The 23,726-nt window shown below is 59.6% G+C and carries 13 protein-coding genes; 10 read left to right on the top strand and 3 right to left on the bottom strand.

What is annotated here, in order from left to right; genetic code table 11:
* Positions 1–85: 85 nt before the first annotated feature.
* The 5 genes from ACA051_RS24620 (at position 86) to ACA051_RS24600 (ending at position 9,282) form a co-directional block, all read left to right on the top strand.
* The gene (locus ACA051_RS24620) at positions 86–715 is read left to right on the top strand and encodes a LysE family translocator (RefSeq protein WP_497372294.1); all 630 of its coding nucleotides are present in this window, start codon (positions 86–88) and stop codon (positions 713–715) included.
* A gap of 163 nt (positions 716–878) precedes the next feature.
* A complete protein-coding gene (locus ACA051_RS24615) occupies positions 879–2,561 on the top strand; it encodes a fatty acid--CoA ligase (RefSeq protein WP_497305367.1) in 1,683 nt (560 codons plus the stop codon).
* 337 nt (positions 2,562–2,898) lie between these two features.
* Positions 2,899–4,785 carry a DUF1302 domain-containing protein gene (locus ACA051_RS24610; protein ID WP_497305365.1) on the top strand — a complete coding sequence of 629 codons (1,887 nt, stop codon included), beginning with the start codon at positions 2,899–2,901 and terminating at the stop codon, positions 4,783–4,785.
* Between the two features lie 28 nt (positions 4,786–4,813).
* On the top strand, positions 4,814–6,178 hold the full coding sequence (locus ACA051_RS24605) for a DUF1329 domain-containing protein (RefSeq protein WP_109634739.1): 1,365 nt from the start codon (positions 4,814–4,816) through the stop codon (positions 6,176–6,178).
* A gap of 365 nt (positions 6,179–6,543) precedes the next feature.
* A complete protein-coding gene (locus tag ACA051_RS24600; RefSeq protein WP_497372292.1) occupies positions 6,544–9,282 on the top strand; it encodes a winged helix-turn-helix domain-containing protein in 2,739 nt (912 codons plus the stop codon).
* 77 nt (positions 9,283–9,359) lie between these two features.
* Here ACA051_RS24600 and ACA051_RS24595 read toward each other — a convergent pair whose 3' ends face one another.
* Positions 9,360–16,688 carry a matrixin family metalloprotease gene (locus ACA051_RS24595; protein WP_497372290.1) on the bottom strand — a complete coding sequence of 2,443 codons (7,329 nt, stop codon included), beginning with the start codon at positions 16,686–16,688 and terminating at the stop codon, positions 9,360–9,362.
* A gap of 212 nt (positions 16,689–16,900) precedes the next feature.
* Here ACA051_RS24595 and ACA051_RS24590 point away from each other — a divergent pair, with 212 nt between their 5' ends.
* On the top strand, positions 16,901–17,545 hold the full coding sequence (locus tag ACA051_RS24590) for an MBL fold metallo-hydrolase (protein WP_497305360.1): 645 nt from the start codon (positions 16,901–16,903) through the stop codon (positions 17,543–17,545).
* Between the two features lie 103 nt (positions 17,546–17,648).
* Positions 17,649–18,377 (top strand): YiaD family glycine zipper/OmpA-like lipoprotein, encoded by a 729-nt coding sequence (locus ACA051_RS24585; RefSeq protein ID WP_497372288.1) that lies wholly within the window; start codon positions 17,649–17,651, stop codon positions 18,375–18,377.
* Positions 18,378–18,645: 268 nt separating this feature from the next.
* Here the strand turns inward: ACA051_RS24585 and ACA051_RS24580 are convergent, their stop codons facing one another.
* Complete coding sequence (locus ACA051_RS24580; RefSeq protein WP_497372286.1) at positions 18,646–19,080, bottom strand: Z-ring associated ZapG family protein; 435 nt, start codon at positions 19,078–19,080, stop codon at positions 18,646–18,648.
* A 144-nt stretch (positions 19,081–19,224) separates the two neighbouring features.
* Here ACA051_RS24580 and ACA051_RS24575 point away from each other — a divergent pair, with 144 nt between their 5' ends.
* The 3 genes from ACA051_RS24575 (at position 19,225) to zapE (ending at position 22,420) form a co-directional block, all read left to right on the top strand.
* Complete coding sequence (locus ACA051_RS24575; protein ID WP_497372284.1) at positions 19,225–19,854, top strand: alpha/beta hydrolase; 630 nt, start codon at positions 19,225–19,227, stop codon at positions 19,852–19,854.
* Positions 19,855–19,878: 24 nt separating this feature from the next.
* On the top strand, positions 19,879–21,234 hold the full coding sequence (locus tag ACA051_RS24570) for a tryptophan--tRNA ligase (RefSeq protein ID WP_497372282.1): 1,356 nt from the start codon (positions 19,879–19,881) through the stop codon (positions 21,232–21,234).
* 91 nt (positions 21,235–21,325) lie between these two features.
* Complete coding sequence (zapE, locus tag ACA051_RS24565; protein ID WP_109634727.1) at positions 21,326–22,420, top strand: cell division protein ZapE; 1,095 nt, start codon at positions 21,326–21,328, stop codon at positions 22,418–22,420.
* Positions 22,421–22,596: 176 nt separating this feature from the next.
* On the opposite strand, the gene ACA051_RS24560 is transcribed toward zapE, so the two are convergent.
* Complete coding sequence (locus tag ACA051_RS24560) at positions 22,597–23,493, bottom strand: GlxA family transcriptional regulator (RefSeq protein ID WP_403107253.1); 897 nt, start codon at positions 23,491–23,493, stop codon at positions 22,597–22,599.
* Between the last annotated feature and the right edge of the window lie 233 nt (positions 23,494–23,726).

The following is a 23,726-nucleotide window of genomic DNA, read 5'->3' as shown; positions in this document are numbered from 1 at the left end:
GCACGCCGCCTTCGCGAGCAAGCCCGCTCCCACAGGGGCGCCTATGAATTTCAATCAGACCAATCTGCCCCACAAAGGAGCCCCCATGTACTGGACAGAGTTCTTGACTGTTGCCCTGATTCACTTGCTCGCCGTCGCCAGCCCGGGCCCGGATTTCGCCGTGGTGGTGCGTGAAAGCGTGACTCACGGTCGTCGTGCCGGGACCTGGACAGCGCTGGGCGTCGGCACGGCGATTTTCCTGCACGTCGGTTATTCGTTGCTCGGCATCGGCCTGATCGTGTCGCAGTCGATCGTGCTGTTCAACGCCTTGAAATGGGCCGCGGCCGCGTATTTGCTGTACATCGGCTACAAGGCCCTGCGCGCGCAACCGGCCAAAGCGGTCGACGACGGCCTGCACAAAGAGGCCGGCGAACGCACGGCTCGCGGTGCCTTCACCTCAGGTTTCGTGACCAACGGTCTGAACCCGAAAGCCACGCTGTTCTTCCTGTCATTGTTCACCGTGGTGATCAACCCGCACACGCCACTGGCGGTACAGGCGGGCTACGGGTTCTATCTCGCGGCGGCGACGGCCGTGTGGTTCTGTCTGGTGGCGCGGCTGTTCAGTCAGCAGCGCGTGCGCGCCGGCTTTGCGCGGATGGGCCACTGGTTCGACCGGACCATGGGCGTGGTACTGATTGCCATCGGCGTGAAACTCGCCTTCACCGAGATGCATTGATCGCGCAAAACCTTTCGGATAACGAATTCCCGCAAATGCTGGCGCAAAGCTAGCATTTGTACGGCTCTGCAAATCATTCCTTTGGCTGATTTGGCCGGCGTATAAGGGTTCTAGAGTGTTTACCTCTAAAAGCCAACACCGTGCAGTCAGAAAAGGGATTCTTATGTTGCAGACTCGCGTTATCCCCCCAGCCGAAGGCGCTTACCAGTATCCGCTGCTGATCAAGCGGCTGCTGATGTCCGGCGCTCGTTACGAAAAAACCCGCGAGATCATTTACCGAGACCAGGTGCGCTATAGCTATCCGACCCTGATCGAGCGGGTCGCGCGGCTGGCCAACGTGCTCACGCAAGCGGGGGTCAAGGCCGGCGATACCGTGGCGGTGATGGACTGGGATAGCCATCGGTATCTGGAATGCATGTTCGCCATCCCGATGATCGGCGCGGTGATTCACACCATCAATGTGCGCCTGTCACCGGAACAGATCCTCTACACCATGAACCACGCCGAGGACCGCTTCGTGCTGGTCAACAGCGAGTTCGTCGGGCTGTATCAGGCGATTGCCGGGCACCTGACCACGGTCGAGAAAACCCTCCTGCTGACCGACCTGCCGGAAAAAACCGCCGATTTGCCGAACCTGGTCGGCGAGTACGAGCAGTTGCTGGCGGCCGCGAGCACGCAGTACGACTTCCAGGATTTCGACGAAAACTCGGTCGCGACCACGTTCTACACCACGGGCACCACCGGCAACCCTAAAGGCGTGTACTTCACCCACCGGCAACTGGTGCTGCACACCATGGGCGTGTCGACCATCATGGGCGCCATCGACAGCGTGCGGCTGCTGGGCACCAACGACGTATACATGCCGATCACGCCGATGTTCCACGTGCATGCCTGGGGCTTGCCGTATGTGGCGACCATGCTCGGGCTCAAGCAGGTTTATCCCGGCCGTTACGACCCGGAATACCTGGTGGAGCTGTGGCGCAAGGAGAAGGTCACCTTTTCTCACTGCGTGCCGACCATCCTGCAGATGGTCCTCAATTCCAAGGCGGCGCAGAGCACGGATTTCGGCGGCTGGAAAATCGTCATCGGCGGCAGTGCGCTGAACCGTGCACTGTACGAAGCCGCCAAGGCCAAGGGCATTCAGCTGACCGCCGCTTACGGCATGTCGGAAACCGGGCCGTTGGTGTCCTGTGCCCACCTCAACGATGAGTTGATGGCCGGCACCGAAGACGAACGCACCACGTATCGCATCAAGGCCGGGGTACCGGGGCCTTTGGTGGAGGCGGCGATTGTCGACACCGACGGCAACTTCCTGCCCGCCGATGGCGAGACTCAGGGCGAACTGGTGCTGCGTGCGCCGTGGCTCACCGAGGGCTACTTCAACGAGCCGCAGAAGGGTGCCGAGCTCTGGGCTGGGGGTTGGCTGCACACCGGCGACGTGGCAACGCTGGACAGCATGGGCGTGATCGACATTCGTGATCGCATCAAAGACGTGATCAAGACCGGCGGCGAGTGGATCTCCTCCCTGGACCTCGAAGATCTGATCAGCCGTCACGTAGCGGTACGCGAAGTAGCAGTGGTGGGCATCGCCGATCCACAGTGGGGCGAGCGCCCGTTTGCGCTGCTGGTGATCCGCGAAGGGCATGAAATCGGGGCTAAAGAGCTCAAGGAGCACCTCAAGCCATTCGTGGAATTGGGCCACCTGAGCAAGTGGGCGATCCCGAGTCAGATTGCCCTTGTTACTGAAATTCCCAAGACCAGTGTCGGCAAGCTCGACAAGAAGCGTATCCGCCTCGACATCACTGAGTGGCAGGCCAACAACAGCACCTTCCTTTCGACGCTTTAGGCGCCCGCTGGCGTGCCCAAAAAGGCACGCCAGCCTCACCAAGCAAGCGCTTGGCTTGTGAAATCCGAATTTTCAGCCATCCTTGCCGTGCCGACAGGTGTCGGACTGGCGAAAGGACTGTTCCAGAGTGGCCGGCAGCTGCAAATCACACTTTAGAGGGATCAAGCAGTACTACCTGCTGGCTATAGTCCGCTCAAGGATTTTTAAGAACGCAAGCAAACGCACAAACGGGGCGATGCAATTTTGGAGTGACTTCGGGACGCTTTGGCTCCCCGTCATCCACAACGTTTTTAGAAGTGCTAACTGCCATAACAATAATGCACATGGAGTAGCGTCGATGACATCAGTAAACACGTTCTGGCGCCGGGCGAAATTGCCCCTGGCGGTCAGTCTCGCCTCTTCGCTCGCCGGGCCTGCATTCGGCGTCAGTTTCAACGTTGGTGAAATCGAAGGTCAGTTCGATTCGTCGCTCTCCCTGGGGATGAGCGTGTCGACCCAGTCGCCGAACAAGAACCTGATCGGCGTCAACAACGGTGGACACGGTCTGTCCCAGACCTCCGACGACGGCCACTTGAACTTCAAGAGCGGCCAAGCCTTTTCGAAGATCTTCAAGGGCATCCATGACCTTGAGCTGAAATACGGTGATACCGGCGTCTTTGTCCGGGGCAAATACTGGTACGACTTCGCGCTGCAAAACGAAGACCTGGAATTCAAAAACGTCAGCAATGACAACCGCAAGGAAGGCGCCAAGTCCTCCGGCGGGCAAATCCTCGACGCCTTCGTCTACCACAACTACTCCGTTGCCGATCAGCCGGGCTCCGTGCGTCTGGGCAAGCAGGTAGTGAGCTGGGGTGAAAGTACCTTCATCGGCGGCGGCATCAACTCGATCAACCCGATCGACGTGTCCGCGTTCCGTCGTCCGGGTGCCGAGATCAAGGAAGGCCTGATCCCGGTCAACATGTTCTATGTGTCCCAGAGCCTGACTGAAAACCTGTCGGCAGAAGCCTTTTACCAGCTGGAATGGGACCAGACCGTTGTCGATAACTGCGGCACGTTCTTCTCGCAGCCGGACATTGTTGCCGATGGTTGCGACAACAATCTGCGCGTGCTGAACAAGCGTTCGCAGATTCCAGCCGTTGCGTTGGGTCCATTGGCCGCCAACGGCGTCAATGTCAACGAGGAAGGTGTGCTGGTCCAGCGTGGCGGCGATCGTGATGCTCGCGACAGCGGCCAGTGGGGCGCGTCCCTCAAGTACATGTTCGAGCCGCTGGACACCGAGTTCGGTGCCTACTTCATGAACTACCACAGCCGTGCGCCGATCTTCAGCGCCACGGGTGCGCCGCAGTCGGTCTATAACACCGCGGCGTCTCTGCCAGGTCCGTTCGCCGCACTCGCGCCACTGCTGGTGGCAGGTAACTCGAAATACTTCATCGAATACCCTGAAGACATCCGCCTCTACGGTTTGAGCTTCTCCACCACCCTGCCTACCGGTACGGCATGGAGCGGTGAGATCAGCTACCGTCCGAATGCACCGGTGCAGCTCAACTCCACCGACATTCTGTTCGCCGGTGTACGTCCTCTGGGCGGCGCTCTGGGCAATGCTTCGCTGCTCTCTGCCGGCCCGGGTCAAGACCTGCACGGCTATCGCCGTAAAGAAGTGACCCAGTTCCAGACTACCCTGACGCACTTCTTTGATCAGGTGATGGGTGCTAGCCGTCTGACCCTGGTGGGCGAAGTGGGCGTGACTCACGTCGGCGGCCTGGAAAGCACTTCCGACGTTCGTTACGGCCGCGACCCGGTCTACGGCCCGGGTTCATTGCCAGCCACTGGCGCGGTGAATACCTGCGTGGCACTCAACACCAGCACCATCAACGGTGCCGGTCCGGGTACCGCGACCAACAACCGCAGCCGCAACTGCAACAGCGACGGCTTCACCACGGCGACTTCGTGGGGCTACCGCGGTCGCGCCATCTGGGAATACAACGACGTGTTCGCCGGTGTGAACCTCAAGCCGAACGTGGCCTGGTCCCACGACGTCGACGGTTACTCGCCTGGCCCTGGCGGCAACTTCGAAGAAGGTCGCAAAGCGGTGAGCCTGGGCGTCGATGCCGAATACCAGAACACCTACACCGCTAGCCTGGCGTACACCAACTTCTTCGACGGCAAGTACACCACCGTAGATGATCGCGACTTCGTTGCGCTCAGCGTCGGCGTGAACTTCTAAGCACTGTTTTTTCAGGACGAACACACATATGAAAATAACAAAGAGTCTGTTCCACGCTGGAGTTCTGGGGCTTTCGCTGCTGGCGACCAGCGTCATGGCAGCAGTGCCTGCCGCCGAAGCGGACAAACTGGGCAAGAGCCTGACGCCGATGGGCGCCGAAATGGCGGGCAACGCTGACGGTTCGATCCCGGCCTGGAAACCGATGGCGAAAAACGCTGGCACCGTCGACGGCAAAGGCTTCCTGTCTGACCCATTCGCCAGTGAAAAACCGCTGTTCACCATCACTGCGCAGAACGTCGACCAATACAAGGACAAACTCGCTCCGGGCCAGTACGCGATGTTCAAGCGCTACCCGGAAACCTTCAAGATGCCGGTTTACCCGTCCCATCGCGGCGCGACCGTGCCGGATGCCGTGTTTGCCTCCATCAAGAAAAACGCCACCTCCACTAACCTGGTGTCCGGCGGCAACGGTCTGGAGAACTTCGAAACCGCCGTACCGTTCCCGATTCCAAAGACCGGCGTTGAAGTCATCTGGAACCACATCACCCGCTATCGCGGTGGCAGCGTGACCCGTCTGGTGACCCAGGCCACGCCGCAACCGAACGGCTCGTACAGCCTGGTGTACTTCCAGGATCAGTTCGTGTTCCGCGACAAGATGAAGGACTACGATCCGGCAAACCCTGGCAACATCCTGTTCTACTTCAAGCAGAAAGTGACCGCGCCAGCACGTCTGGCCGGTGGCGTACTGCTGGTGCACGAAACCCTCGACCAGGTTAAAGAGCCACGTTCGGCGTGGGTCTACAACGCCGGTCAACGCCGCGTGCGTCGTGCGCCACAAGTGTCCTATGACGGGCCGGGTACTGCGGCTGACGGCCTGCGTACCTCCGACAACCTGGACATGTACAACGGTGCGCCGGATCGCTACGACTGGAAACTCGAAGGCAAGAAAGAGATGTACATCGCCTCCGACAGTTACAAACTCGATTCGCCGCAATTGAAGTACGACGACATCATCAAGGCCGGTCACATCAACCAGGATCTGGCTCGCTACGAGCTGCGCCGGGTCTGGCATGTGGTTGCCACCTTGAAAGAAGGTCAGCGTCACATCTACGCCAAACGTGACTTCTACATCGACGAAGACACCTGGCAAGCCGCGGTGATCGACCACTACGACGGCCGTAATCAACTGTGGCGTGTGGCGGAAGCTCACTCCCAGAACTACTACAACGTGCAAGTGCCGTGGTACACCCTGGAAACCTTGTACGACCTGCAATCGGGCCGTTACCTGGCACTGGGCATGAAAAACGAAGAGAAGTCGGCGTATGACTTCGGCTTCACTGCGACCACCAGCGATTTCACCCCCGCTGCGCTGCGTCAGGACGGGGTTCGTTAACCTGCACTGAACAGAGGCCGCACCCTCGAAAAACGCCCCGACTGGTTCGGGGCGTTTTTTTTTGCCCGGGGTTTGGCCCATGAATCTCTGGTGCCGGTGATGGCCTCTTCGCGAGCAAGCCCGCTCCCACATTTGATCCCTCAGTGAGGATGAGATTTGTGGGCAATGGAGATCCAGTGTGGGAGCGGGCTTGCTCGCGAAGGGGGCGACACGGTCAGTCAGGAAAACTTCATCCCGAGTCCCGCAACTTCTGCTTGTATTCTTTTTGTAGCCATTTGTAGCAATAACCTTCATTCCCTCTTCGTTTACCGATAGTCTGCGGACATCTGCAACGCCGCCACCCGCAATTCAAACAAGAGCCGGCCATGACTGATCTGTCCCCACTCCCGGGCCCTGCAAGCGTTGCCGTCGCGGCATTGGACGGGCGCTTTTTTCGGCCCCCGTTGCCCGACGGCCATGTGCTGCGGCCTCGCCTGTGCGAGCGCCTGAGTGCAGGTCTCGGTGGCAGGCTGTTGCTGGTCAGCGCCCCCGCCGGCTTCGGCAAGAGCTCATTGGCGGTGGAGTTCTGCCAGGGGCTGCCGGCCCATTGGCACAGTCTGTGGTTGGGGTTGAGTCCTCGAGACAGCGATCCGGGCCGTTTCCTCGAGCGCTTGCTCGAAGGTCTTCAGGATTACTTTCCGACGCTCGGCAGTCAGGCTCTGGGCCTGTTGAAAATGCGTCAGCGCCATCAGCCCTTCGCCTTCGAAGAATGGCTGGACGGGTTGCTCGATGAACTGGCCATCCACCTTTCGCCGATGACACCCTTGCTGCTGGTGCTGGATGACTATCATCTGGCCCAGGGTCCGGTACTTGACCGCTGCCTGCAATTTTTCCTCAATCATTTACCCGATGGCTTGCTGGTCATGGTGACCAGTCGACAGCGTCCGGACTGGCACCTGGCGCGTCTGCGCTTGTCGCGACAACTGCTCGAGTTGCATGAGCAGGACCTTCGACTGACCCACGATGAAGCCCTCACGTTGCTCGACCGACACAGCAGTTCCTTGCGCGGCGAGGCACTGGAAAACCTGATCCAGCGCAGTGAAGGCTGGGTCGCCGGTCTGCGTTTCTGGTTGCTGGCGGCGTCCGAAGCCGGTACCGACGGTGCGTTGCCGCAGTCGCTGCACGGCGGGGAAGGGCTGATTCGCGATTATCTGCTCGAAGAAGTCATCGATTGCCTGCCCGCCGAAGTGCAGTCATTCCTTTACGACACCGCGCCTCAGGAGCGTTTTTGCAGCGAGCTCTGCGACGCGGTCCGCGAGGCCCATGACAGTGCCGAAATCCTGCGTTTCCTTCAGGCGCACCAGGTGTTCCTGGTGCCGCTGGACGAACACGGCCACTGGTATCGCTATCACCATTTGTTTTCCGACCTGTTGCGTACCCGGCCCACCGCCCAGTCGATCGTGCCGGCCGCCAGCCTGCATCTGCGCGCCTGTCGCTGGTTCAATGCGCAGGGGTTGCTCGATGAGGCGGTGGAGCAGGCGTTACGCGCCGGGCACCTGGACGTTGCGGCGAACCTGGTGCAAAACCTCTCCGAAGAACAACTGCTCGCCGAACAGAATGTTGGCATGTTGCTTCGCTGGAAAATGGATTTGCCTGACAGCCTGCTGATCAGCACACCGCGGCTGATTGTGCTCTATAGCTGGGCGTTGGGACTGGCCTGTCAACTGGACGCTGCCGAGGAGCTGGCGGCCCACTTGAGCCGCTTCCTGCCAGCCCCGTCGGCGACCGCGCAGAAGTCCATGCTGGCGCAATGGCTGGCCCTGAGCGGCATCATCGCCCGGGGGCGAGGCAATCGTGTGCTCACGCAACTTTATTGCACCGAAGCACTGGAGAGTCTGCCGGCCAAGCGCTACGGGCAACGGCTGATGTGCCTTTCAACCCTGTCCAACCTGGCGATCGCCGACGGCGACTTGTGGCGTGCGCGCAGCTTGAACCGGGAATCGCTGGAATTGGCGCAACGGGTCGGCAACCCGCTGTTCGAAGCGCTGGCCCATTACGACCGCGCACGGGTGTTGCAGGCGCGTGGGGAGATCCTGCGCTCACTGCAAGAAGTCCGTCAGGGCCTGCAACGTCTGCAAGGCTTATCTCCGCAGCGGCTCTACGCCGTGCGCGCACGCCTGACCTTGTACGAGGGTTTTTTGCTGGCCGTGCGCTTGCAGCCGCAAGCCGCGCGGGTGCGTCTACAAGCCGGTTTGAATGAAGCCCGAGCCTGTCGCGATATCAGCGTGTTGATCGGCCACTGCGTGATCGCCCGGCTCGAAGGTAGCTGCGGCGAATTCGCCAAAGCCTTCGTCGAACTCGCCGAAGCTGAACGCCTGATGCACATCTGGGACGTGCCGCCGATCTACTACCTGGCGATGATCACTCTGGTCAAATGCGAACTCTGGCTGGCCCAGGGCCGAACCGATCTGGCCGAAGCCTGGCTGGCGCGACTGGGCCAGACCTACAACGGCGACCACGCGGCCGCGCCGCCGGAATTTCATCCACAACTGCCACTGCACATCGAATTGCAGCAAGCCTTGCTGGAGGTGATTCAGGGGCAGCCGATGCTGGCCGAGGGGCGTTTAAACGCGCTGCTTGAGCATGGCCAGAAATCGGGACGGCAAATGCTCAGCGTGATGGCGCTGACTCAGAAAATCGCCCTGTTGCTGGCGGGCGGCCGTGAACCCGAAGCCCGCAAGGCGCTGGTTCAGGCGCTGGAAGCGGCTGACGGGGGCGTCCTGCAACCGTTCGACGCGTTGCTGACCGAACACCCGGACTGGCTGCGTGGGCAACTGCAGCTCTGTGCCCCGACAGTGGTGTCGCAGAACCTGGCCGAAAAACTTCCGGTCATGGCCCCTCGCGCGGCATTGGAGGCATCCCCCGGGGCGGAACAGCTCAGCGCCCGTGAGCTGGCCGTCCTGCGCCTGATCGCCCAAGGTTGCTCCAACCAGGAAATCAGCGATCAACTGTTCATCTCGCTGCACACGGTCAAGACCCACGCCAGCCACATCAACAGCAAGCTTGGTGTTGAGCGGCGCACGCAGGCGGTGGCGCGAGCTAAAGAGTTGGGACTGTTGACCTAGCGTCACAACGCACACACCGCCAATAAAAACGCCCCGATCAAGTCGGGGCGTTTTTATTAGTGCAGGTGGCGAAAACGTTACGCCACCAGATCGGTGGCGCTAAAGGTGTTCACCCCGACCAGCTGGATTTCGAAGTCGGCACCCGCATTGCCGCTGACATTACCCGACAGCACGTGATCGACGAATCGCAGCTGCCCTGCACCCGTGAAATCCCCGGCACCGATGAAGGTGAAGCCGTTGAAGCCGTTGAGCTGCAGATTGGCATCGAACTGCGTCAGGTCGATCTTGTCGCCTTGCAAGGTGCTGAAGTCGGTAACGACGTCGCGGTTGCTACCGGTGCCCATGTCGCTGACGCTGCTGAACACGAACGTGTCCGCACCGGCGCCGCCGGTGAGGGTATCCGCGCCTGCGCCGCCGTTCAGAATGTTGTTGTCAGCATTCCCGGTCAGACTGTTGTTCAAGCCGTTGCCGATCGCGGTGAACGCGCCGCTGCCCAACAGCAGAATGTCTTCGACGTTTTGCAGATTGCTCAGGCCCAGGTCGACGACCTTGTCCTGTGCAGTGGCGTTGTAGATGACATACAGGGTGTCGGTGCCTTCCCCGGTGTTTTCCTGGACCAGTGCCAGCTCGCCACTTTGGTCCAGGGCATAGGCATCGTTGCCCTTGCCGCCGATCAGGGTGTCCAGGCCGGCGCCGCCGTTGAGCTGGTTATTGCCGTCGTTGCCGGTCAGGACATTGTTCTGCGAGTTGCCGATGGCATAGATGTCGTCAGTGCCGGTCAGGGTCAGGTTTTCCAGGTTGTCGCCCAGGGTCCAGTTCACCGAGGAGCGCACGGTGTCGATCTCACCGATCACAGTGCTGGTTTCGCGCACCACATCACCGATGTTATCGACGATGTAGGTGTCATTGCCGGCGCCGCCGGCCATGAAATCGGTGCCCACGCCGCCGTTCAGCAGGTTGGCGGCGTCATTGCCGAGCAATACGTTGTTCAGGGCGTTGCCGGTAGCGTTGATGCTGGTGATACCGGTCAGGGTCAGGTTTTCTAGGTTGGCGCCCAAGGTCCAGTTCACCGAGGAACGCACGGTGTCGGTCTCGCCGGCGACGGTGCTGGTTTCGCTGATGACATCGCCAATGTTGTCGACGATGTAGGTGTCATTGCCGGCGCCGCCGGCCAGGAAGTCGCTGCCTGCACCGCCGTCCAGGGTGTTGTCGTCGCTGTTGCCGGTCAGGTTGTTGTTCAAGCCGTTGCCGATCGCGGTGAACGCGCCGCTGCCCAACAGCAGAATGTCTTCGACGTTTTGCAGATTGCTCAGGCCCAGGTCGACGACCTTGTCCTGTGCAGTGGCGTTGTAAATGACATACAGGGTGTCGGTGCCTTCCCCGGTGTTTTCCTGGACCAGTGCCAGCTCGCCACTTTGGTCCAGGGCATAGGCATCGTTGCCCTTGCCGCCGATCAGGGTGTCCAGGCCGGCGCCGCCGTTGAGCTGGTTATTGCCGTCGTTGCCGGTCAGGACATTGTTCTGCGAGTTGCCGATGGCATAGATGTCGCCAGTGCCGGTCAGGGTCAGGTTTTCCAGGTTGTCGCCCAGGGTCCAGTTCACCGAGGAGCGCACGGTGTCGATCTCACCGATCACAGTGCTGGTTTCGCGCACCACATCACCGATGTTATCGACGATGTAGGTGTCATTGCCGGCGCCGCCGGCCATGAAATCGGTGCCCACGCCGCCGTTCAGCAGGTTGGCGGCGTCATTGCCGAGCAATACGTTGTTCAGGGCGTTGCCGGTAGCGTTGATGCTGGTGATACCGGTCAGGGTCAGGTTTTCTAGGTTGGCGCCCAAGGTCCAGTTCACCGAGGAACGCACGGTGTCGGTCTCGCCGGCGACGGTGCTGGTTTCGCTGATGACATCGCCAATGTTGTCGACGATGTAGGTGTCATTGCCGGCGCCGCCGGCCAGGAAGTCGCTGCCTGCACCGCCGTCCAGGGTGTTGTCGTCGCTGTTGCCGGTCAGGTTGTTGTTCAAGCCGTTGCCGATCACGGTGAACGCGCCGCTGCCCAACAGCAGAATGTCTTCGACGTTTTGCAGATTGCTCAGGCCCAGGTCGACGACCTTGTCCTGTGCAGTGGCGTTGTAAATGACATACAGGGTGTCGGTGCCTTCCCCGGTGTTTTCCTGGACCAGTGCCAGCTCGCCACTTTGGTCCAGGGCATAGGCATCGTTGCCCTTGCCGCCGATCAGGGTGTCCAGGCCGGCGCCGCCGTTGAGCTGGTTATTGCCGTCGTTGCCGGTCAGGACATTGTTCTGCGAGTTGCCGATGGCATAGATGTCGTCAGTGCCGGTCAGGGTCAGGTTTTCCAGGTTGTCGCCCAGGCTCCAGTTCACCGAGGAGCGCACGGTGTCGATCTCACCGATCACAGTGCTGGTTTCGCGCACTACATCACCGATGTTGTCGACGATGTAGGTGTCATTACCGGCGCCGCCGGCCAGGAAGTCGCTGCCTGCACCGCCGTCCAGGGTGTTGTCGTCGCTGTTGCCGGTCAGGCTGTTGTTCAAGCCGTTGCCGATCGCGGTGAACGCGCCGCTGCCCAGCAACAGAATGTCTTCGACGTTCTGCAGATTGCTCAGGCCCAGGTCGACGACCTCGTCCTGTGCAGTGGCGTTGTAGATGACATACAGGGTGTCGGTGCCTTCCCCGGTGTTTTCCTGGACCAGTGCCAGCTCGCCACTTTGGTCCAGGGCATAGGCATCGTTGCCCTTGCCGCCGATCAGGGTGTCCAGGCCGGCGCCGCCGTTGAGCTGGTTATTGCCGTCGTTGCCGGTCAGGACATTGTTCTGCGAGTTGCCGATGGCATAGATGTCGTCAGTGCCGGTCAGGGTCAGGTTTTCCAGGTTGTCGCCCAGGGTCCAGTTCACCGAGGAGCGCACGGTGTCGATCTCACCGATCACAGTGCTGGTTTCGCGCACCACATCACCGATGTTATCGACGATGTAGGTGTCATTGCCGGCGCCGCCGGCCATGAAATCGGTGCCCACGCCGCCGTTCAGCAGGTTGGCGGCGTCATTGCCGAGCAATACGTTGTTCAGGGCGTTGCCGGTAGCGTTGATGCTGGTGATACCGGTCAGGGTCAGGTTTTCTAGGTTGGCGCCCAAGGTCCAGTTCACCGAGGAACGCACGGTGTCGGTCTCGCCGGCGACGGTGCTGGTTTCGCTGATGACATCGCCAATGTTGTCGACGATGTAGGTGTCATTGCCGGCGCCGCCGGCCAGGAAGTCGCTGCCTGCACCGCCGTCCAGGGTGTTGTCGTCGCTGTTGCCGGTCAGGTTGTTGTTCAAGCCGTTGCCGATCGCGGTGAACGCGCCGCTGCCCAACAGCAGAATGTCTTCGACGTTTTGCAGATTGCTCAGGCCCAGGTCGACGACCTTGTCCTGTGCAGTGGCGTTGTAAATGACATACAGGGTGTCGGTGCCTTCCCCGGTGTTTTCCTGGACCAGTGCCAGCTCGCCACTTTGGTCCACGGCATAGGCATCGTTGCCCTTGCCGCCGATCAGGGTGTCCAGGCCCGTGCCGCCGTTGAGCTGGTTGTCGCCATCGTTGCCCGTCAACACGTTGTCCCGGTTGTTGCCGATGGCATTGATGTTGTCGGTGCCGGACAGAGTCAGGTTTTCCAGATTGGCACTCAGGGTGTAGGAGACCGATGCGATAACGTTGTCGATCTCGAAATTCACTTCACTGGTTTCGCTGATGACATCGCCGACGTTGTCGACGATGTAGGTGTCGTCACCCCGGCCACCCTCCATGATGTCGGCGCCGGCGCCACCGTCCAGAATGTTGTCGTCGTTGTTGCCGGCAATGCGATTGTTCAGGGCGTTGCCGGTAGCGTTGATATTGTTGAAACCGAGCAGGTTCAGGTTTTCCAGGTTGGCGCCCAAGGTGTAGCTGATTGTGGCGTTGACGGTGTCGATCTCCGACGCCGAGGTGCCTCGTTCGATGACCACGTCACCGACATTGTCGACGTAGTAGCTGTCGTTGCCGGCGCCACCGTCCATGGTGTCAGCGCCGATGCGGCCATCCAGTGAGTTGCTGTCAGCATTCCCGGTCAGGGTGTTGTTCGAACTGTTGCCTGTCAGACTGAAGGCTCCGCTGCCCAGCACCACGATGTTTTCGACGTTCTGCAGGTTGCCGAGCAGGTCGACATAGTTGCTGGCCAGTCTCGGATTGAAGGTGTCGTAGGTGATGTAGAGCGTGTCGGTCCCCTCGTTCGCGTTTTCCTGGACAAGGGACAGTTCTCCGACCTGGTCAATACCGTAGTCATCGTTACCCTTGCCGCCGATCAGCGTGTCCAGCCCGGCGCCACCGTTGAGCTGGTTATTGCCATCGTTGCCGATCAGCACGTTGTTCTGGGCGTTGCCGACGCCGTTGATGTTGGCGGTGCCGGTGAGGGTCAGGTTCTCCAGGTTTGTGCCGAGCACGTAAGTGACCGAGGATCGGACGGTGTCGATTTCGCCGGCGATGGTGCTGGTTTCACTGGCGACATCGCCAATGTTATCGACGACATAGGTATCGTTGCCCAAGCCGCCTGCCATGAAGTCGGCGCCCAGGCCACCGTCTATCAGGTTGTCGCTGTTGTTGCCGATCATCCCGTTGTTCAAGGCGTTGCCAGTCACGTTGAACGCGCCGTTGCCCTGGATCAGGACGTCCTCGACGTTCTGCAGATTGCTCAAGCCGAGGTCGACCACATAATCCTGCGCGGTCGCGTTGTAGATGACGTACAGCGAGTCTTTGCCTTCGCTGGCGTTTTCCTGAACCAACGCCAGTTCACCGGACTGATCCAGGATGTAACCGTCATCACCCTTGCCGCCGATCAGGGTGTCCAGACCGCCACCACCGCTCAACTGGTTGTCGGCATCGTTGCCGGTCAGCACGTTGTTCTGGCTGTTGCCGAATGCGTTGATGGGGCCGGTGTTTGTGCCGACGAGTGTCAGGTTTTCCAGATTGGCGCCCAGCGTGAATGTCACGGAGGAGCGGACGGTGTCGACTTCATTGGCCAGGGTACTTGTTTCCACCACCACGTCGCCGACATTGTCGACGAGGTAAATGTCGTTACCCGTCCCGCCCGCCAAGTAGTCGCCGCCGGCGCCACCGTCGATGACGTTGTCGCCGGCATTGCCGTAGATCACGTTGTTCAGGATGTTGCCGGTGCCGTTGAGGTTGGCCGAACCCAGCAGTGTCAGGTATTCGACATTGACACCCAGGGTGTAGTCGATCGATGTGGCGACCGCGTCGATTTCCGAGGCGGACGCGCCCCGTTCAATGACCACGTCCCCGATGTTGTCGACGTAATAGCTGTCGTTGCCGGCACCGCCGTCCATGATGTCGGCACCGGCCATGCCGTTGAGAATGTTCGCGCTCGCGTTACCGGTCAGGAGGTTGTTCAGGTCGTTACCGGTCAGGTCGACCTGAGCATTGCCCACCAGTTGGCCGTTCTCGATATTGGCGCCCAGCGTGTACCCGATGGAGCTCTGGACCAGGTCGATGCCTTCACTGGCGGCTTCGACTACCGAGTCCGCAACGTCGTCCACGACATAGGTGTCGTTACCGAGTCCGCCGATCATCGTGTCGGCGCCAGCACCCCCGTCAAGGGTGTCGTTGCCCAGTCCACCGTCAAGCGTGTTGGACGACCCGTTGCCGGTCAGGGCGTTGTTCAGGTCGTTGCCGACAGCCGAAAAAGCGCCGGTGCCCAGCAGCAACACATTCTCGACGCTCTGCAGGTTGCTCACACGCAGATCGACAACATTGTCCTGGGCCGTTGCGTTGTAGATGACATGCAGGGTGTCGTTGCCTTCGTTGGCGTTTTCCACGACCAGCGTTAACTCGCCCGCTTGATCCACCGCATAGGCATCGTTGCCCTTGCCACCGAGCATGGTGTCCAGCCCTACGCCACCATTCAGCTGGTTGTCGCCATCATTGCCCGTGAGCACGTTGTTCTGTGCGTTACCAATGGCGTTGACACTGGCATTGCCGGTCAGGATGAGGTTTTCCAGGTTGGCGCCCAGCATGAACGTCGCCGAGGCGCGAACGGTATCGATCTCGCTGCCCAGGGTGCTGGTCTCGACGACGACGTCGTTCACATTGTCGACGATGTAGGTGTCGTTGCCGGTGCCACCGATCAGGGTGTCGGCGCCGGCATCGCCATCGAGGACGTTGTTGCCGGCGTTACCGGTGATCACGTTGTTCGAGGCGTTGCCGGTCCCGTTGAGGTTGCCGCTGGTAAGCAACGTGAGGTTTTCTACGTTTGGACTGAAACTGAGGTTGTAGCTGACCGTGGAAAAAACCGAGTCAATTTCCGTGGCGGACGTACCGGTCTCAACGACCACGTCATTTGTGTTGTCGACGTAGTAAGTGTCTTTACCCGCGCCACCGTACATGGTGTCCGCGCCTTCGCGGCCATCTAGGACGTTGTCCAGGGCATTGCCTTTCAAAACGTCGTTGAACGTCGATCCAATGGCGTTTTCGATCTTCGTCCCGTAAGCAATCGCAAGGCCGCTATTGAAGGAGTAGGTTGTCCCGCTGGTGCTGTCTTCGAAGTAGGCACCGATGGAACTGAACGCGCCCTCGTTCAAATCAAGGTTGACCGAATTCAGCTGGTTGCTGGCGTCAATTGTATCGGTACCACCGGAATCCCAGATGGTTTCGAATACCTTCTGGTAGTACTCCCAGCGGTAGACGTTGTCACCGGATTGCCATTGGGTATTGGCCCCATACAGTGCCTGGATCGCGAGAATATCCAGGAGCATCGGCGTCGTAGGCTGATACGAGTAGTTATTGTTGTAACTCATCACGGTGAAGCGTACATCGTCCAGCGACGGGTCCAGGATCGTGGTGTTCAGCGAGTTGGGCGAGAAGGGGTGTTTAAGCCCGATGGCATGACCGATCTCGTGGATGTAGGTCATGTAATCGTATGAGCCATTGATAGCAAATTCATTGGCTGGGTCGCCGATCCAGACATCCCCGCCCTTGGGCGTATTGGACGGTGTGTAGGCCCAGGCAGCGGCCTGATCCTTCATCAGCGCATAGCCGCCAAAGCGCAGGTCTCCGACGTTCGTGATGTCGTCGGTGGTCTGTGTGAATTTGATATTGGCGACCGAACTCCAGCTGCTCAGCGCTCTGATAATGCCGCCACGCTGGTCCTGCGACAGTTGGTACATCGACAGGTATTCATTGTCGGCACTGTAATTGGTAGCAAAGTAGGAATTACTGCCCGAGATGAAGCTGTAGCTCAGGTTTGTCGGTCCGCCAACGGTCCAGTTGGAACCCAGCCAGTACGTTCCGGACAGCAGACTGTCGACGGGTTTGACGCCAGTCAGCAAAGAATAAAAACTTGGGGTAAAACCAGACGGAGAAGGCATGCGAAATTCCTGAGTGCGCTGCGGCCCTTCCTGAATGCGACCGCTACAAAAGTTCGATTTTGCAGGAGAAACGGAAAATTTGACATCATTGAGCCACTACTTTTTTAATCGGTGACGTCAAATTATTGGCCAAGCGAACTGTATCGGCGACTGGCGTAGAATCCTGAAGCAACGCCCACTGCCTTCCGTCTGATACAGGCCATCGACTTCCCATGACTGTGACAACCCCCAAGCTGATCCGCGAAACCTTCCCCGTCGGCCCCTTGCAGTGCAACTGCACAATCATCGGTGATCCGATCACCAAAAAAGCGATCGTGGTCGACCCGGGCGGCAATCATGAATTGATCCTCGCGCGCCTCGACGCCTTGGGCTTGAAGGTGGTGAGCATCATCCACACCCATGCGCACCTGGATCACTTCCTGGCCTCCGGTCAGCTCAAGGAGAAAACCGGCGCGACCCTGCACCTGCATAAAGAAGATCAATTCCTCTGGGACAATCTGGAGATGCAATGCCAGATGTTTGGTGTGCCTTACACCCCAGTGCCATCGCCGGACCGCTGGTTGGCCGACGATGAAGAACTGGCTTGCGGATGCGGCGTGGCGTTGCACACGCCGGGTCATACACCGGGTTCCATGAGCTTTTGGTTTTCCGAGGCCAAGCTGCTGATTGCCGGTGACACGTTGTTTCGTCGCGGGGTAGGACGAACGGATTTGTGGGGCGGCGATCAGGCGACTATCGTGCGGTCGATCAAGCAGCGGCTCTACACGCTCGACGAAGAGGCGACGGTGGTGACCGGGCATGGTCCGGACACGCGCCTGGGTGATGAAATGCGCGAGAACCCGTTTGTGCGGGCTTAAATGTAACCGACGGAATTTTCGACGGCCAAAATGATCCAACGCCCGCAAAGGTTCAATGCCTTAGTCCGTTGCACCACAGAATGCAAAAAACCAGGAGCTCTTCATGTTCACCAAGCAGCGTTTGATTATTGTCGCTACGGCTGTGGCCTTGCTGTCTGGCTGCGCCTCGCCTAACCCTTATGACAATCAGGGCCAGGCTGACAGTGGCTCCACGGGCATGAGCAAAACCGCTAAATACGGTGGCCTCGGCGCTCTGGCTGGCGCCTTGGCTGGTGCCGCCATCGGTCACGATAACCGTGGCAAGGGCGCGCTGATCGGCGCCGCCGTCGTGGGTGCTTCCGCTGCGGGTTACGGCTACTACGCCGACCAGCAAGAGAAGAAGCTGCGGGCCAGCATGGCCAACACCGGTGTCGAGGTGCAGCGTCAGGGTGACCAGATCAAGTTGATCATGCCGGGCAACATCACGTTCGCTACCGATTCGGCGAATATCGCTTCCAGCTTCTATCAGCCGCTGAACAATCTGGCTGGTTCGCTCAAGGAGTTCAGCCAGAACCAGATCGAAATCGTCGGTTATACCGACAGCACCGGCAGTCGCCAGCACAACATGGACCTGTCCCAGCGTCGAGCGCAGAGCGTAGCGACTTACCTGACCTCGCAAGGCGTCAGCGGTGCGAACCTGTCGGCTCGCGGTGCCGGGCCGGATAACCCGATTGCCAGCAACGGTGATACAAATGGCCGGGCGCAGAACCGTCGTGTCGAGGTCAACCTGAAGGCGATTCCGGGTCAGCAGTATGGTGGTCAGCAGCCGGGTACGGTTCAGCAGTATCCGTAATTGTCTGATTGAACCCCAGGCGTAAAAAAGCCCGCCCGATTCTCAGCAGATCGGGCGGTTTTTTTTTGTCGCCAGTTCCGGCCCCTTCGCGAGCAAGCCCGCTCCCACAGTGTTCTGTGTCGATCACAACAATGTGGCAAAGCACAAATCCCCTGTGGGAGCGGGCTTGCTCGCGAAGGGGACAGAACAGGCGATGAAAACTTCAAAATTAAAAAAGCCCCCGGACAATTACTCATCCGGGGGCTTTTTCATGTCGCGCGAAACCTGATTACTTCTTCAGGCCGTAATGCTCATCGAGCATGCCAGGCGCGTTAGGGGCTTTGGGGGCGTAGTCGCGAGGCGGCTCCTGATTGCGCGGTGGCGTCAGGCGTTCCCGTGGAGCCTGCGTCGCATCGGCGTGCAGGGCGGCCAGCAAGCGTTGACGAGTCTGCTCGTCCAGGGCCAGGCGGTTGGCACCCTCGGCGAGGTGATCCTGCACTTCCTGATAGCTCGCAGTCAGCTTCTTGACCAGGTTTGCAGTGCTGTTGAAGTGGGTGACCACCTCGTTCTGATAACTGTCGAAACGTTCCTGAATGTCATCCAGCTGACGTTGGGTGCTGCTCGGCGCGGCATTCGGCACCAAACGAGCGATCAGGAAACCAATGGCGACACCCACAACCAGGGCAAGAGTCGGCAACAACCAAACTAAGAGCGAGTGTTCCACGAGTCCTTCCTCTATAAACGGCTTTGCTTTACGTTAACGGCTCGAACCTGCGCTGTATACCGCGATTCACTCGCAATAGATTGGCACAGACAATTTGCTAGACGAGTCGACCCGATTCGAGGTCACGGAGTTCCTTCCTTGCTTATGCGCGAAACCCCTGTAGTGATTGATGGCCCGGTCGGCCAACTGGAAGCTCTTTACCTGGATATCGAGCAGCCGCGCGGCATCGCGCTGATCTGCCATCCCAACCCGGTGCAGGGCGGCACCATGCTCAACAAAGTGGTCTCGACCCTGCAGCGCACCGCGCGCGACGCCGGTTTGATTACTTTGCGTTTCAACTACCGTGGCGTCGGCGCCAGCGAAGGCTCGCACGATATGGGCACTGGCGAAGTCGACGATGCTCAGGCAGCGGCCGAATGGCTGCAGGGCAGACACCCGGAACTGCCCCTGACCCTGTTCGGTTTTTCCTTCGGTGGTTTTGTTGCAGCAAGTCTCGGCGGACGCCTGGAAGCCAAGGGCGAACAACTCAAGCACCTGTTCATGGTGGCACCTGCGGTCATGCGTCTGGGTGATCAGGACCAGCTGCCGCAGCAGGGCGAGCTGACCCTGATCCAGCCGCAAACCGACGAAGTGATCGATCCACAACTCGTTTACGAATGGTCCGGCAAGCTCGAACGTCCCCATGAGCTGCTGAAAGTGGCAGAATGCGGACACTTTTTTCATGGCAAGCTGACCGATCTCAAAGATCTGATCCTGCCGCGCCTTTCGAATTGATTGCAGTCTGACAAGCGATTACCCATGACGACTCGTACCCGTATCCTCACCGGCATCACCACCACCGGCACGCCGCACCTGGGCAACTACGCCGGTGCCATCCGCCCGGCGATCCTGGCCAGCCGTGACAGCAATGCCGATTCGTTCTACTTTCTGGCCGACTACCACGCCCTGATCAAATGCGATGACCCGCTGCGCATCCAGCGCTCGCGTCTGGAAATCGCCGCGACCTGGCTGGCCGGTGGCCTGGATGTGGAGCGCGTGACGTTCTACCGCCAGTCCGACATCCCGGAAATCCCCGAGCTGACCTGGCTGCTGACCTGCGTTGCCGCCAAGGGCCTGCTCAACCGCGCCCATGCCTACAAGGCTTCCGTGGACAAGAACGTTGAAACCGGCGAAGACCCGGATGCCGGCATCACCATGGGCTTGTACAGCTACCCGGTGCTGATGGCCGCGGACATCCTGATGTTCAACGCCCACAAGGTGCCGGTCGGTCGTGACCAGATCCAGCACGTGGAAATGGCCCGCGACATCGGCCAGCGCTTCAACCACTTGTTTGGCCAGGGCAAAGAATTCTTCACCATGCCGGAGGCGCTGATCGAAGAAAGCGTCGCCACGCTGCCTGGCCTCGACGGTCGCAAGATGTCGAAGAGCTACGACAACACCATTCCGTTGTTCAGCAGCGCCAAGGAAATGAAGGACGCGATCTCGCGGATTGTCACCGACTCCCGCGCGCCGGGCGAAGCCAAGGATCCGGACAATTCGCACCTGTTCACCCTGTTCCAGGCCTTCGCCACGCCAGCACAATCCGACGAGTTCCGCAGCGAACTGTTGCAGGGCCTGGGTTGGGGCGAGGCGAAAAATCGCCTGTTCCAACTGCTGGATAGCGAGCTGGGCGAGTCCCGCGAGCGTTATCACCAGCTGATCGAACGCCCGGCGGACCTGGAAGACATCCTGCAGATCGGCGCCAAAAAAGCGCGTTCGGTTGCGACACCATTTCTCCACGAGCTGCGTGAAGCGGTCGGCCTGCGCTCTTTCGTCGCCCAGACCCAGGTCGCTGCCACCACCAAGAAGAAAGCCGCGAAAGCTGCGCGTTTTGTCAGTTTCCGCGAGGAGGACAGCAGTTTCCGCTTCCGTCTGCTGGCGGCCGATGGCGAGCAATTGCTGCTGTCGCGCAACTTCGCCGACGGCAAAACCGCAGGCCAGGTGACCAAGCAGCTGCAATCGGGCCAGCCTTTGGATGTACACAGTGAGGAGCAGAGCTTCAGCGTCTGGCTGGAAGGCGAGTGCGTGGCCGACAGCCCGACCTTTGCTGACAACGCCGCTCGCGATGTTGCCATCGACGCTCTGCGGGTTGCGCTCACGCCGGTTCAGGAATAAATCAACGGTTCGGCCCGACTAAGGGCCGATTGCCATTCCCGCAGGCCGTCGCTACAGTGACGGCCCGTTTTTGTTGCCTTGCTAACGAATTATGACGCCCCTAGAACGATACCAAGCTGATCTGAAACGCCCGGAATTCTTCCATGACGCCGCGCAGGAAACCGCCGTGCGTCATTTGCAGCGCCTGTACGACGATCTGGTCGCTGCGTCGAACAACAAGCCTGGCCTGCTCGGCAAACTGTTTGGCAAGAAAGACCAGGCGCCGGTCAAGGGCCTGTATTTCTGGGGCGGCGTGGGTCGCGGCAAGACTTACCTGGTCGACACCTTCTTCGAAGCGCTGCCGTTCAAGGAAAAGGTCCGCACTCACTTCCACCGCTTCATGAAGCGTGTGCACGAAGAGATGAAGACCCTTGGCGGCGAGAAGAACCCGCTGACCATCATTGCCAAGCGCTTCTCTGACGAAGCCCGGGTGATCTGTTTCGATGAGTTCTTCGTGTCCGATATCACCGACGCGATGATCCTCGGCACGCTGATGGAAGAGTTGTTCAAGAACGGCGTGACCCTGGTCGCGACCTCGAACATCGTGCCGGACGGTCTGTACAAGGATGGCCTGCAACGTGCGCGCTTCCTGCCGGCCATTGCGCTGATCAAGCAGAACACCGACATCGTCAACGTCGACAGCGGCGTCGATTATCGTCTGCGCCACCTCGAGCAAGCCGAGCTGTTCCACTTCCCGCTGGACGAAGCCGCTCAGGAAAGCCTTCGCAAAAGCTTCCGCGCCCTGACACCAGAATGCACGGCCGCCATCGAGAATGACGTGCTGATGATCGAGAACCGCGAAATTCGTGCCGTGCGCACCTGTGATGACGTGGCCTGGTTCGACTTCCGCGAACTGTGCGACGGCCCACGCAGCCAGAACGATTACATCGAACTGGGCAAGATCTTCCACGCCGTGTTGCTCAGCGGTGTCGAGCAGATGAGCGTCACTACCGACGACATCGCCCGGCGCTTTATCAACATGGTCGACGAGTTCTACGACCGTAACGTCAAGCTGATCATCTCGGCTGAAGTCGAGCTCAAGGACCTCTACACCGGCGGTCGCCTGAACTTCGAGTTCCAGCGCACGCTCAGCCGTCTGCTCGAAATGCAGTCGCACGAATTCCTGTCCCGGGCGCATAAGCCGTAGGACGATTCGGAAAATGAAAAAAGGGCCTGCACATGCAGGCCCTTTTTTGTGCGCGCCGAAGAACCCATGTGGGAGCGGGCTTGCTCGCGAAAGCGGTGGTTCAGTCGACATCAAGTTTGAATGTCAGACCGCTTTCGCGAGCAAGCCCGCTCCCACATTGGATTTGTGTTCAGTCCTTAAGCCGCTTGCTGAAACTGCTGCCGATACTGATTCGGCGACAACTCAGTGTGCTGGCGGAACAACCGCGCAAAGAAGCTCGCATCGTCGTAACCGACTTCATAGCTGATGGTCTTGATGCTCTTGCGGCTACCCGACAGCAGACCCTTGGCGGTTTCAATGCGCAGGCGTTGCAGGTAATGCAGCGGCTTGTCGCCGGTGGCGGTCTGAAAGCGGCGCATGAAATTGCGGATGCTCATGCCGTGTTCGCGGGCGACGTCTTCGAAGCGGAATTTGTCGGCGAAGTGTTCTTCGAGCCAGTGCTGGATCTGCAGGATGATCACGTCCTGGTGCAGTTTCTGTCCGCCGAAGCCGATGCGTCCTGGCGAGTAGCTGCGCTGCACTTCGTAGAGAATGTCCCGGGCCACGGCCTGGGAGACGTTGGCGCCGCAGAAGCGTTCGATCAGGTAGATGTAGAGATCGCACGCCGAAGTGGTGCCGCCTGCGCAATACAGGTTGTCGGCGTCGGTCAGGTGCTTGTCCTGATTGAGATGGACCTGTGGGAAGCGCTCGGCGAAGGCATTGAAGAAGCGCCAGTAGGTGGTCGCTTCCTTGCCATTGAGCAGGCCGGCCTCGGCAAGCCAGAACACCCCTGTGGCCTCACCGCAAAGCACGGCGCCGCGAGCGTGTTGCTGGCGCAACCAGGGCAGGACCTGTGGATAACGTTGGCAAAGGGTATCGAAATCGTCCCAGAAGGCCGGGAGGATAATGACGTCGGCATTTTCCAGGCCTCCGTCCACCGGCATGATCACATCGCTGAAACTGTTTACCGGTTTGCCGTCGGGGCTGACCAGCCGGGTTTCGAACGCCGGTGTCAGGCCCTGGCCCAGTTGTTTGCCATAGCGCAGGCTGGCCAGGTGGAAGAAATCCTTGGCTTGCATGAGGGTGGAAGCGAAAACCCGGTCGATAGCCAGGATGCTGACGCGCCGCAAGGGCGTGGAGACGTGGTTAGACATAATTCAACTTTATTCTTATAGGGGAAAGTGGTCACCAGACGGCTGGATCGTCTTATTTTTTGTCTGATGTGTCCAGTGTCCTGTATCGGGTGTGAGGCTTAGTCTCTGAAGGTCAACTCCCTCTAACAATAACG

This window comes from Pseudomonas sp. LBUM1669, from assembly GCF_059695705.1.
The sequence above is the reverse complement of the archived record's forward strand: the minus strand, read 5'-3'. Positions and strand labels throughout refer to the sequence as shown.